The sequence below is a fragment of the Gemmatimonadaceae bacterium genome, from assembly GCA_035533015.1.
GTDB lineage: Bacteria > Gemmatimonadota > Gemmatimonadetes > Gemmatimonadales > Gemmatimonadaceae > JAGWRI01.
On record DATLUQ010000029.1, the window covers coordinates 1 to 12,731 of the forward strand.

The window sequence follows — 12,731 nt, forward strand, 5'->3', positions numbered from 1 at the left end:
CCCGGACCGCGATTCGATCATCTTCACCGGCGGCAGCAGCGATGGGCAAGACATCCATGTCACCGGGGTTGGGCCGGGAACCGCCCGACTCGTGCTGAGCGATGCCAAGGGGCGCGCCATTCCCGACACCTCCATCGCCATCACCGTCGCTCCAGCCGCCGTCCATTTGCGATACGTCGGTGCGGTGGGGCCGACAGGTGGCGTCACGGTGGGATTCCGGCAGACGCTGCTCCCGGACGAGCACGTCTACATTGACGTGCCATTAGGCATTCAATATGCAGCGCCGGTCAGGCTGCACAGCTCCAACGACGCCATCATTCAGCCATCTGCCACCACCGTACACGGCATCGATTTCACCGCCGACGACGGCCATTTCGACCTGATTGGCGGCACTGAAGCCGGGACGGCGTGGATCGTGGCAGATGGTCCGGGCATCATCCCCGACAGCCTGCTGGTGACCGTGGGGCAACCGCAGCTTCAACTCGTAGGGGCGACCACGGCCGACACCAACGGATTCGGCTTCGCGCTTCGGGCGATCGACCAGGCGGGACTCCTCCGACGCACCGTCGATTCGCTACGGTTCAATCTCCGCAGCACGAACTGGAGCGTGCTGTCGGTGGACTCTGCCTCGCTCGGCTTGCCGGGCATGGCGAGCGCGACCCCCGGGCACGCGACCGTCCATTTCGCCGGCCAGGGCACCGCGGCGGTTCAGATCAAGGATACGCGAACGGTGCCGTACGGCTACCAGCCCGCGGCCACGCGGCTCATCACGGTGGACGCGTCGCACCATCCGCTCACGGAGCTATTGCTCGACTCGCTCCCGCCGGTGAAACCCGGCGGGAGGTGACGGGACCTTCTGGGCGAGCACGCACGCGCGGCATTCGCGGCGTCTTACCGCTTACCGCCTTCTTTGAGGCACCGCCGGCATCTCGCCCTTCGAGAACCTCGGCAACATCTCATCCCGATTCGCCAACCCAAGCACCACGGCCGCGGTGAGGACTGCATTGTGCATGACGTCCTCCGGCACGATCCGCTCGTAGGTATCAAGGTCCGTATGCCACGTCGTGCTGTTGTACTCGATGCCGTCCTGCTGCGTGCCGATGCCGGGCAGGCCCGCCACCGCGAACGCACCGTCGTCGCTGCCACCCTCCACAGGCGCCGTCGACGCCGCGGCGCCGAACACGCCCCAGTCCTCGAACGGCTTCAGGTACTGCGCGAGGATCGTCGCTTCCGGCGGTCCGAAAATGCTCGCGCCGCGCACCCTGCCGGTGCCGTCGTCGATGTTCCAGTAGGCGTCGAGCTTGTTGAAATCCCTGGTGGGCTCTTCGGCGCTCCCGAAAGGCTGCTTCACGTAGGCGAACGACCCTAGCAACCCCCCTTCCGCACCGCTCCACAGGGCCACGCGGATGGTGCGCCGCGGCTTGGCGCCTACGGCCTCCAGAATGCGCGCGGCTTCCATCATGATCGCGCACCCGATGGCGTTGTCGGTGGCGCCGGTGGCGCTGGTCCACGAATCCAGGTGCCCGCCGAGCATCACGACCTCGTCGGCCTTGTCGGTGCCCGGGATCTCGGCCACGGTCACGTAGCTCGTCTTGCCGTCGGGGAAATACTGGTTCGAGACGTTGAACTCCACGCTCACCGGCGTGCCGTCCGCCATCAGCCGGTAGATGCGCCCGGCGTCGTCGTTGCGCAGAATCACGGCCGGGGGCTGCGGCGTGGTGTCGTCGTAGATCTGCCCGGGCCCGTTCTGGGCCACGATCACCCCGGGAATGCGCCCGCCCCCTGCGAGTTGAGCCGCGGCGCGGGCATATGCGTCTTCAGAAACTCGTTCACGCGCATGGTCACGTCGCGCGCCGAGAGATGGCCCTCCGGCGGAGGAGCACCACGGCCGCGCCCGAAGCCGCGCCCACCGCGCGCCGGCGCGTTCGGGTCCCGCGGCGCGTGGCGCTCGCGCACCTGATCGTCGGGCGTGCGCAGCGACCGCGGGTTGAAGTTCACCGGCACCTCGGCCGGACGGCCCACCATCACGATGCCACCGGTCACCTTGCTCGCCATCGACGCGAGATAGCTGTCCAGCTCCGTCGGCGTGGGCGTCTCCGGTGGGTCGAGGAGCACCACGTTGCCGCGCACGGTCCCCTTGGTGGAGGGCGACCAGCGCACCGCCTCGAACTTGAGGTTCGCCGTGACGGGTGACGTGATGTAGCCGCTCGCCTTGCCGGGCATCCACCCCACGCCGCGCCAGATGAACGGTTCCAGGAGGGATAGGAATTTGAATCCCCGTATGACCTGACGGGCGAGCGGCGCGGGCCAGCCGTCAGGTGCGGTCCGGCGGTGTCGCGGCTGGTCCCGCGTATGGCGAGGGCTGTTGCGACGGCCGGCCTGGGGCAGCCGGGCCTCGTGAAGCGGCCGCCGCGGGCGTCGCGCCCGCCGACGGGCATCGCACAAGCCCCTGGCCCGCCGGCGGGTACGCGATCAGGACGAGCCGCGGGAAGCGCGCCGCGCCGTCGGGGGCGCGGGCCGATCGTCGGGTGGGGACCCCCGCGCGGCTTCGCGGGCGCGGCGCAGGTGCGCCAGGATCCGATCGATCACCGCGCCCTCGGTAATGAAGGCGAGGATGTGCATCGCGCCGCCGCAGGCCGGACAGGCGAGCGGGTCCACTTCTTAATGGATGCGTCGCAGGAGCTCGGCCCAGCGCCGCCGCGCCTCCCGGAGCGGCAGCACGTCCTGCTCCGCCACCGCGACGGGCGCGGGCACGCCGGCTCCGGCGCTCGCCTTGCGCCGAGTGCTACGGGGCCGGTTGGCGTACCAGCCGTAGTAGCGCGTCATCACCTGGTGCTTGTTCGGGATGTGCGTGACGCGGGGCCGGGGTCCCTGAAAAGTGGTCCAGCCGGGGTCACGTTCTGACAGCGAGCTGAGACGAGGCCAGACGCTCGGGAGAGAGGAGGCCAGGGCTGCGGATCAACCGATGCACCGAAGCCCCAATCGTGGCCGCCCGGCGTGTGGCCAGATCCGTGACAAGAGCCATTGTCACGAACGGGTGCTCGTGACAAGGGTGAACGACACGACGTGCAGCCATTTCCCCTATGAAGATCACGCCGATCCCGTCATAACCACGTTTCGTGGCCCGTAGTTCGAGGGGTACAACGACGCCTCGTGGAGCTGCCACAGCGAGCTGACCCTCGCCCGTCGACTCGGCTCATTACCGCTGTTCGGCGTGGGCCGGACGTTCACGGCTTTCCGTGCAGGGCGGAGCCGCTCGGCCGCCGGCGGCGGGTTCACTTAACCCGACCGCCGCGCGGAGCGTGAGCACCATCTGCGGATTGCTTGCCAGCCCCGACGCGCTGAATCCGCTGGAGTCGGAACACCGCGTGCGGGTGTCCGCCATGCAGAGCATGGGGTTCGGAACCGATGGCCAATGGTCAACCACGTGGCCCTGGGAAGCCAACGCGCATCCCGTCCAGCCCCGGCTGTCTAACAGGACGCGGGCGACCGTGGGCTTGGGAATGCTCGCGACGCTTAGTGTCGATCCCGCGGTGCTCCGGTCGACCTACGGATCGCAGACACCCGCGGGGTTCATGGTCTTCCTGCGACTCCGTCCGCTTGCGCCAGGCTTGCGGGGAATGCAGGGGATGGGCGGCATGCCCGCCATGATCGGGGCGGGCCGTGACCGTTAGCCCGTCGTGAACGTGAACACCATGCCGTAGGTGCTGCTCCCGGGGGTCTGCCAACCCGACCCCATCTCGCCACCGCCCATCATGCCGCCGCTGCCCATCATCTGGCCGGTGGCCGCCTGCCCACCAAATTGCGTGCAGGTGCTCAGGTCCACCGCGTCTCCGCGATCGTCCATCATGTCACCTCCCATGTGGAGCGCGTAGGTCGTGTGGGCTTTGAGCGGAGTACTTGGCATGAAGGTCAGTTTCATCGAATCGGTGGACCACGTCGCCGTGCCACTCACGATTGCACCGGTGACCGTCCCTTCATGAAGGGAGACGTATATCTGTGCGCCGGCGCGCATGGCATGCGAGAACGAGACGACGATCGGAGCGGCGGGATCGATCCCGGTCGCTCCGCCCACCGGACTGACGGCCACAACCTGCGTGCGCGATGGGTTGGTAGCCGGGGCAGTGGTGGTCGACGAACTTCCGCTGCACGCGGTCAGGGCCGTGGTGGCAGCGAGCGTGAATAGCATGGACCAAGCGGAGCGGGACACGTTCGGCCTCCTGTTATCGCGAGCGCGCTCGCAAGAGGAAACGCGCGGTTCGTAGTGTGCGTGACCGGTCAACCATGTACTGGGCATGGGCTCAAGTCTGCACCGAACCGGTGGCCACGCAGTCGGGACATCTGGCCGTCCGTGTCAGGGAAACCGCGACCAGGGCTCGACACACTCGTCCGGTAGAAGCCTCGACGACCATGTGCTGGTCCTCCCGATGATCGGTCCCCCGCCAAGTGCGGAGTTTTCAAGAAGGTCGGGAGATCCGCCCGCGTTCGACTCGGGTGATCGTCTGGACGGGATCCGGGGGAGGGGGAGGACAGATGCGCACCGTGAGAAGCTATCTCCTGCTATTTGTCACGTGTGCCTGTGGTGGGCCGACCGTGCTTCCGCCGGCCGCGCCGACGCCGCTACGGATGAGCGGTGCGGCTAATGCCGCCGACTACGCCAAGTACCTCGCCGCGGGCACCGCAGCGATCGACGGCCGGGTCTTCGTGACTACTCAGGGCGACGACGTGACGATCGGGGCTGGCCGCCTAGTCACACTCGACCCGGTGACGCGTTACACCGAGGATTGGTTCCGGCAGATCGGCGCGGACTTCTACCGCTTCGATGAAGCCCCTGCCGATTCTCTCTTCCGGCTCGCGCGACGGATCACGACCTCTGACGCACAAGGACACTTCGGACTGGCTGCGCTCCCGGCCGGAACGTATCTGGTTCGCAGTTCGGTGATGTGGAAGCCCGGTGAAGGGTTTGCCGGACCGCTCGGCGTCGTCGTTGCGGATACGCTCACCGTCGGGGACGGCGAACGCCGCAACATCCTTCTGAATGTGATCGTGATGCACGGCCCCCTGCTGACCAGCGCCATCTTGACGAAGGCGCAGATCGGAGACAGAAGGTTTGCGGTGGTTGGCCGGGTCACCGGAATCTCCTGCAGGAAGGACTTATTGACAGAACCGCCACCGGACCAGTCCGTCGCGCGAAGCCTTCTGGTTGTGAACGCCCTGGTTCTCGGTGCTGGCGCGGTCACGAACGTGATCTGCGAGAAGGGCGGCTTCAGCCTGCGCCATAACTGCTTCAGTTACATCGAATGCAGGGGCGATGCCATCCGGTGGAGTCCATGATGGATGCAAGCGAGACACCGCGGGGCAGCGGGTACCGGCGCGCCCCTGGCGAGGGCTGAGCCGAATGGCGATGATCCCTGCTGATGAATCTCCGGAAGACGGTCGCCGACTATGAGCGCTGGCTAGGCCGGCAGCTGCCCCTCATTCGCGCCGACCTCGGACTCAAGCACCGCCGGATGCGCGAAGGCGCGTTGCCGTTCCTGCGCGCGACGTACTTCCGATGGGCCCAGCTGTGGCCCGACCTCTGTCCGGAATTGAAGGATGCCCCCGCCGTGCTTGCGGTGGGCGATCTGCATGTCGAGAACTTCGGCACGTGGCGCGATGCCGAGGGACGCTTGGCGTGGGGGATCAACGACTTCGACGAAGCGTGGCGGCTACCGTACGCGAACGATCTCGTGCGCCTGGCCACGAGCGTCATGCTTGCGGGCGATGCGTCCGCGCTTCGTCTCGATCCCGGCGCCGCCGCCTCCGCCATCATCACGGGCTACCGGGAATCGCTGGTCGCCGGCGGTCGACCGCTCGTGCTCGCCGAGCATCACCCGGCTCTTCGGCGGATGGCCATCCATCGCCTGCGCGACCCGGAGGCATTCTGGCACCAGCTCGACACGTCCGCGCCGGTGCGGAGCAGACTGCCCCCGAGTGCGACAAGCGCCCTGTCCAAGCTGTGGCCGGCGCGTGAGCTACCGTGGCGCATCGTCCATCGCGTCGCCGGACTCGGCAGCCTTGGCCGGCAACGATTCGTCGCGCTGGCCGAATGGAACGGGGGGCGCATTGCTCGCGAGGCCAAGGGGCTCACGGTGTCGGCGGGCGAATGGGCGGCGGGCCGACGCGAGCGGGATACGCCGCTCTACCGAGAAATCCTCGCCGGCGCGGTCCGTTGCGCCGATCCATTCGTGGCGGTACGCAAGCGGTGGCTCGTGCGCCGGCTCGCGCCGGACTGCTCCCGTATCGAGTTGGCGAGTCTCCCACGCGGCCGCGACGAGCGGCGCCTGCTGCATGCCATGGGCTGGGAAACGGCCAACGTGCACCTGGGAAGCATCCGCGCGCATCGCATCCTCTCCGATCTCGACCGACGGCCCCACGATTGGCTCGTGCGGGCCGCGGATACGATGAGTGCCGCCGTGAAGAAAGACTTCTCCACCTGGCGCCGGGAGACAGCCGCGGGCTTCTGACGGATTGCCGAAGCGTACGACGAGTTCCAGATTGTGCCGCACGCCGATGGCACCTCCGACCTGCACCTGATCCGGATTCCTGGGTATTATCGGGACCCTGGGCCGGCGCGCGTGTTCTCGATGCGCCTGACTCTTCGCAACTCACAACGACCGCCCGGCACAGCCACCCGTGTACTGGATCAGTAAGCTCCTCCATCGCCTCTCCCGCACGAAGCGCCGCTGGGCCATCCTGCTCGCGGTCGTAGGCCCAGGGATCATCACCATGGTGGCCGACAACGACGCCGGCGGAATCTCCACGTATACCCAGACGGGAGCGCTGACCGGCTTCAACATGCTCTGGGCGTTCATCATCCTCGTCCCCATGGCGTACTACGTACAGGAGATGACGGTGCGTCTTGGCGCCGTTACCAAGCGCGGGCACGCCGAAGCGATCTTCGACGCCTTCGGCCCCGTCTGGGGATGGTTTTCGGTGTTCGACCTGGTCGTCATCAACTGGCTGACCCTGGTCACGGAGTACATCGGCATGACGCAGGCCATGCGCCTATTCAATGTGCCCGAATGGGTCACCTTTGTCGGCGTGACAGGCCTGTTGCTGGCGATCGTGATCACGGGCAAGTACTGGACGTTCGAGAAGATCACCCTGTTCTTCTGTCTCTTCAATTTCGTGTACATCCCGGCGGCGATCTGGGCCATGCACACCGGGAACGTGAACGAGGGCTGGCTGCAGGTGGGGCGGGGGTTCTACGCGCCGCGGTTCCTGCTCAGCCCCCGGTTCGACGCGGCCGCTCTGCTCACGCTGGTCATGGCGAACATCGGCACTACCATCACGCCCTGGCAGATCTTTTTTCAACAATCGGCCGTGGTGGACAAAGGGATGGATGTGAAAGACATCCGGTACGGCAAGATCGACACGTTCGTCGGCGCGCTCGTGACCTGCGTCGTCGCCGCGTTCATCATCATCGCCGCGGCCGGCGTCTTCTATTATCATCCGGGCGGGCAGCTGGCCGTCGAGTCCGCCGCGCAGGCGGCGGCCAAGATGCCGGCGGTGATGCCAGGGGCGCACCTCGGACTGTGGGCCCGGACGCTGTTCGCGATCGGATTGTTCGACGCCGGTCTCCTCGGGGCATTGTGCATCTCACTGTCCACGAGCTGGGCGCTGGGGGAGGTGTTCGGCTGGGCCCACTCCCTCAACCGCAGCGTCCGCGAGGCGCCCTGGTTCTATGTGGCGTACGTGGCGATGTTGGGGTCGTCCGGCGTGGTGTCCCTGATCGCGAGTATCAAGATCCAGGACGCCATCACGATCTTCGTGCAGGTCGTCGCAGTCACGCTACTGCCGGCGGCACTCGTCTTCCTGATCCTGCTCCTGAATGACCGACCGCTCATGGGCGACTATGTGAACACCCGTTGGCAGAACATCGCCAATGGATCCATCACGGCATTCGTGATTGTCGTCTCGTCCATGTTCGGTCTGTCCGTGCTGTTCCCCAGCCTGTTCAGCGCACTCGGCAGGTGATGCAATGACGAATCCCATGACCGCTCCAACCCCGCCGGCGACCGGCCCCGACTACGACACGTATTTCTTTTCGGGGCTGCTCGGACGGCACGTGTGCGAAACCCGCGCCGAATTCCGCATCGGAAAGCTCACGGATCTCGTCTTCCGACTCAGCGAGCCGTATCCCGAAGCGGTGGGCATCTTCATCAGCCACGGCTGGGGCAACCCCACCGAGTTCATCCCGTGGGAGCGCGTCAGCCGCATCGACCGGGGCACGATCTTCGTCCTCCCGCCCGTCACCGGCGATCGGTACGCGCCGTTCGTCGACCAGCCGGGATGGATCCTCCTCAACGAGCATCTCGTGGGCAAAGAGATCTTCGACATGGAGGACCGGCGGCTGGAGATCGTGAACGACGTTCAACTCCTGAGCAGTCGGGGACGCATGATCCTCGCGCACGTGGACACGTCGTTCAACGGCTTCCTTCGCAAGTGGCGGCTGGACTGGATCGGCCGCCAGAAGGACCAACTGATCTCGTGGAAGTTCGTGCAGCCGCTTTCCATCGAAGACGCGACGTCGAGCCGCAAGGTGTCGCTCTCCCTCACCCGCTCCCAGATCCATGAAATGCCGAGTGAGGATCTCGCCGACGCCCTCGAAGAGCTGTCGGGACGCGAGCAGGAGGCGGTGTTCTCGGCGCTGGATTCGGACAAGGCGGCTGAAACGTTGCTCGAAGCCGAGCCGCGAGCCCAACGACAGCTCGTGGCCGACCTGCCTCCGGATCGCGCGCGGACGATCCTGTCCGGAATGTCGGCTGCCCAGATCGCCGACCTGCTCGAGGCCCTGCCACTGGATGATCGCCGCGACCTGATCGCGCTGCTGCCGGCCGATCGCGCCGAGCGGGCAAAGGCGATTCTCGCGCAGCACGAGCCCGCCATCGGCGAGCTCATGGCATCCACCTGCGTGGCCCTCGCGCCCGAAACCCCGGTCGCCGACGTCCTGCGCCATCTTCGCGAGTCGCGCCTGAACAGGCGGTTCCTGCACTATGTATATGTCGTGCAGCCGCCCGGCCAGGTGCTGGTCGGGGTCGCCGATCTGTTGGAACTGGTCGCTGCCGAGGTCGGAGCCACGCTCGGCGACGTGATGGCCACACCGGTGGTGTCGGCGGATCGGGACCTGCTGGAGGACGATGTGCGAAAGATGTTCGAGAAGTATCATTACCGCATGCTGCCGGTGGTGGACGCCGCCAACCGCTTGCTCGGGGTGGTCCATTCCAGGGACATGGGCGAATGATCGTGACGCCGGACTAACCTTCACGCCCGGTCAGGGAGAGAGGCCTCATGGCACGCATCGAGATGACGAGAACCGTTCGGACGGCGCTCCTCGTGCTCCGGATCTATCTATTGGGAATGCTCCTCCTCATCCTGGTGAAGTTCCTGCGACTGGGATGACCGGAGGACGCCTTCGAAGCCGCCTCGCGGTTCATGGGCGGGCGTTGGTCACCGGCGGCCTCGCACTGGGCGTCTTCGCCATCGGCTGGGCCGGGCTGCACACCGGCTTCTACCGCGACGGCCAGGTCATCGACACGCCGACCTATCAGCGGTACGGCGATGCGATCGCGAACACGCTGGTGCCGTACCGCGACTTCGGACTCGAGTATCCGCCGGCGGCGCTGCCGGTGTTCGCAATGCCGGCCGTGCTGCGGCCCATCGAGGGCGACTTGTCGAGCTACCAGCGCTGGTTCGAAGCGGAGATGTTCGTCTGCGGCGCGCTCTCACTGGTCCTCATGCTTGTGGTCCTGATCCGGCTGGACGCTGATCCGCTCCGGCTCCGCCTCGCACTCGGTCTCGCCGCCGGCGCGCCGCTCCTCATCGGTCCAGTCATTCTCTCGCGCTTCGACCTCTGGCCAGCGACGCTCACCGTGTGCGCACTGGCAGCACTTATCGTGGACCGGAACCGGCTGAGCGCCGGGGTGCTCGGCGTCGGCTTTGCCGCCAAGCTCTATCCGGCGGTGCTGCTACCCGTGGCGCTCGCGTGGGTGTGGAAGCGCCGTGGTGGGCGCGAGGCGGCCATCGACCTCGCCATCTTCGCGGCCATCGCACTCGCGTGCTTCCTGCCGTTTCTCATCATCGCGCCCCACGGGGTCTGGGACGCGCTCACACGACAGACGAACCGTCCCCTTCAGATCGAGTCGCTGGGCGCCGGCGTTCTGCTCGTCGTTCACGCCATCACCGGGTTCGCGATCACGATGCAGCCTGGGTACGGGTCACAGAACCTCGTCGGCAGCGTAGCTGACACGCTTCCCATCGTTCAGACCACCGTCCAACTCATGGCGATTGCCGGCGTCTGGATCTGGTTCGCGCGGGGCCCCGCCGAGCCCGACCGCCTGGTTCGCGCCTGGGCAGCCGCCGTGTGCGCCTTCGTCGCGTTCGGGAAGGTTCTGTCTCCACAATTCCTGATCTGGCTGATCCCGCTCATCCCGCTGGTTCGCGGCAGGCGCGGGTTCTGGGCGGGCGGACTCCTCGCCGCCTCGCTCGTGCTCACGCAGCTGTGGTTCCCGCGCCACTACTGGGACCTCGCGCTCCGCTTCGCGCCCGTGGAGTCGTGCCTGGTGCTCGCCCGGGACCTCGCCTTGGTCGCGCTCCTTGCCGTACTGGTGCTCCCGACACGGCGCAATCGATTCCGAAGCGGCCAGCGGCCAGCGGTCGTATCGTGACCTGGCGCCGGGCGGGACATCCACGCCCGCCGGACGCCGAGGCTACGGAACGACGTGAATTACCTGCCGTGCGTACACCGTTCCATTGCCGCGCCGCCCCTCCATCGTGTATTCGCCCGGCGCCGGGATCGTGAGGCGGAAGTCGTAGGTTTCGCCGATGCTCACCCGTTGGCGGGCGCGCTCCCGGCGCCGTTGCCAGACGGGAAGGTCGAAGCCGTCCTTGGCGATCGCCGTCCAGAGCGGCACCGCCCCGTTGGCCGCCGTCAACACCATCTGGTTGAACGGCGCGTCGAGCGTGATGTTCATGAGGCGGATGCGATACGGCCGGCCGGCGTGAATGGTCAGCGCGGGCGGCGACGTGCTTCCGTTCAGGATGGGATCGTCCAGCGGATCGGTGCCGGCCATGAAGATCAGGTCCGACGACGGGTCCCACGCCTGGCCCAGCGGGAGGACGATGATCGGCCCGTACAGCCCGTGGCTCTGCTGCCGCAGGTCGTTCACGTGTGTGTGGTACATGAAGCTCCCCGCGCGGGGCGGCGTCACGGTCATCTCGAACGAGTCACGGGGCATGATGAGTGGCGAGACCATCGCTCCGTCGCGACTGAGTCCCGCCACCCCGTCGTAGTAACTGTCGATCTCGAGCCCGTGCCAGTGCACCTGCGACGGTTCCAGCGCCCGGTTGATCACCGTGATGCTCGTGGGCTGTCCCACGTGGAGGATGATGGGCGGCCCGGGCCACTGGATGGCGTTGGGGGCCGGGACGTCGTTGCCGGTGGCCAGGGCGTAGCCGAACCGGCGCAGCGTGTCTCCGGGCTGCGAGTCGCTCTGGATGTAAAGCCGGAACCGCTCGCGCGGGCCCGTGTACGGCCGCCAGGTGGCCGACGGCGCGATGTCGATGCGCAGCACCAGCCCGCCCATGCCTGTCTCCGAATGATTGGCCATGCCCGGCATGCCCGTCATCTTGTGCGTGGCGAACAGCGCGTGCAGGCGCACGCTGTCGGTTTCGCGAGCGGCGCCGAGCGGCGGGTTGGGGACCACGTGCCAGTTGAGGTGGCAATGGAAGATCCAGGCGCCCGGCCGGTCGGCGTACCACGCGAGATTCATCGTCGTGCCCACGTCCATCAGTTCCGTGACGGCCATCCGCTCCTGGGCCGGCCAGTACAGGGTATCCCGATTCGCGTCGCCGCGGGCCGTGATGCGGTAGAAGAACCCGTGCAGGTGCAGCGGGTGCACGTCCGCCGTGGCGTTGATGATGCGCCACCGAACGGAGTCGCCCTGCGCGTACTTCAGGCGCTCGGTGTTGGGCCATGGCATTCCGTTGAACGTGAAGAACCCGTTGATGGCGTCGGCGGCCGTGTCGGGCGGCACCGAACGCGGCAGATACCACTGGATCACGAATACGCGATCCGGTTTCGGGGTCCCGGTGGGCGGATCTACGATCAGCGCGCCGTTGAGTTGCGCGTCCTCATACAGGCGGCCCGAGAACCCGACGCCGGTCGTGGTCCCCCAGTAGAAGTACGTGCCCTGGGCGTCCGCCGTAAACGTCACGTCCCGGGTGGCGCCGGCCGGCACGACCAGCGTGTCCGGCATCGTGGTGTGCCGCGCGGTGAGGCCGTGTACGACGAGCGTGCCGTTGGCCGTGTTGAGCACCCGGACGTGAACGCGCGCGCCTTCCTTGACCCGGATCATCGGCCCCGGAGTTTCGAGCGGCTTGCCGGTTTCACCGAAGGCGAGGATGCGAACCGCGGGCCCCTGCGGGCCATACGGGTGCCATTCGCCCTCTCGGACCTCGAGACTCACTTCGAGCATGCCGCCCTTGGTGACGCCGGCGGCGGTGCGATTCTCGTTGGCCGAAACGGCGGGCGGCGCGACTGGGCGCGGAACGGCGCTGCCTGACGTGGCAAGAGCGGCCGCGATCGCAGCCGGGACGAGCAGCATGTTCACATTCGGCATGGTATCTGGAGTCGACGGGATCCTTCGACGCGCGGCGCCGCGCAGCGGAGCACCGCGCGGTCGCCGAAC

At 67.1% G+C, this 12,731-nt stretch carries 10 protein-coding genes; 6 read left to right on the plus strand and 4 right to left on the minus strand.

The genetic code is table 11. The features are described 5' to 3' along the window. Window positions 1-847 (plus strand): hypothetical protein (locus VNF92_05810; GenBank protein HVA57385.1); only part of this gene is annotated, 847 nt, incomplete at its 5' end. A 51-nt stretch (window positions 848-898) separates the two neighbouring features. Here VNF92_05810 and VNF92_05815 read toward each other — a convergent pair. The 3 genes from VNF92_05815 to VNF92_05825 form a co-directional block, all read right to left on the minus strand. Further along, the gene (locus VNF92_05815; protein HVA57386.1) at window positions 899-1,762 is read right to left on the minus strand and encodes a M28 family peptidase; all 864 of its coding nucleotides are present in this window, start codon (window positions 1,760-1,762) and stop codon (window positions 899-901) included. Beyond that, window positions 1,759-2,223 carry a hypothetical protein gene (locus tag VNF92_05820; protein ID HVA57387.1) on the minus strand — a complete coding sequence of 155 codons (465 nt, stop codon included), beginning with the start codon at window positions 2,221-2,223 and terminating at the stop codon, window positions 1,759-1,761. The genes VNF92_05815 and VNF92_05820 overlap by 4 nt, the downstream gene beginning before the upstream one ends. 1,447 nt (window positions 2,224-3,670) lie before the next feature. After that, window positions 3,671-4,210: an Ig-like domain-containing protein gene (locus tag VNF92_05825; protein HVA57388.1), complete on the minus strand. Its 540-nt coding sequence runs from the start codon at window positions 4,208-4,210 to the stop codon at window positions 3,671-3,673. Between the two features lie 383 nt (window positions 4,211-4,593). On the opposite strand from VNF92_05825, the gene VNF92_05830 reads away from it, so the two are divergent. The 5 genes from VNF92_05830 (at window position 4,594) to VNF92_05850 (ending at window position 10,709) form a co-directional block, all read left to right on the plus strand. Beyond that, window positions 4,594-5,334, plus strand: coding sequence for a hypothetical protein (locus tag VNF92_05830; protein HVA57389.1), 741 nt, complete (start codon window positions 4,594-4,596; stop codon window positions 5,332-5,334). Window positions 5,335-5,417: 83 nt separating this feature from the next. Then, entirely contained in the window at window positions 5,418-6,506 is a 1,089-nt protein-coding gene (locus VNF92_05835) for a DUF2252 family protein (protein HVA57390.1), read from the plus strand. Window positions 6,507-6,675: 169 nt separating this feature from the next. Continuing rightward, on the plus strand, window positions 6,676-8,019 hold the full coding sequence (locus VNF92_05840; protein ID HVA57391.1) for an NRAMP family divalent metal transporter: 1,344 nt from the start codon (window positions 6,676-6,678) through the stop codon (window positions 8,017-8,019). Window positions 8,020-8,035: 16 nt separating this feature from the next. Beyond that, window positions 8,036-9,286: a CBS domain-containing protein gene (locus VNF92_05845; protein HVA57392.1), complete on the plus strand. Its 1,251-nt coding sequence runs from the start codon at window positions 8,036-8,038 to the stop codon at window positions 9,284-9,286. 154 nt (window positions 9,287-9,440) lie between these two features. Next, on the plus strand, window positions 9,441-10,709 hold the full coding sequence (locus VNF92_05850; GenBank protein HVA57393.1) for a glycosyltransferase 87 family protein: 1,269 nt from the start codon (window positions 9,441-9,443) through the stop codon (window positions 10,707-10,709). A 42-nt stretch (window positions 10,710-10,751) separates the two neighbouring features. Here VNF92_05850 and VNF92_05855 read toward each other — a convergent pair whose 3' ends face one another. Next, complete coding sequence (locus VNF92_05855) at window positions 10,752-12,662, minus strand: multicopper oxidase domain-containing protein (GenBank protein HVA57394.1); 1,911 nt, start codon at window positions 12,660-12,662, stop codon at window positions 10,752-10,754. Between the last annotated feature and the right edge of the window lie 69 nt (window positions 12,663-12,731).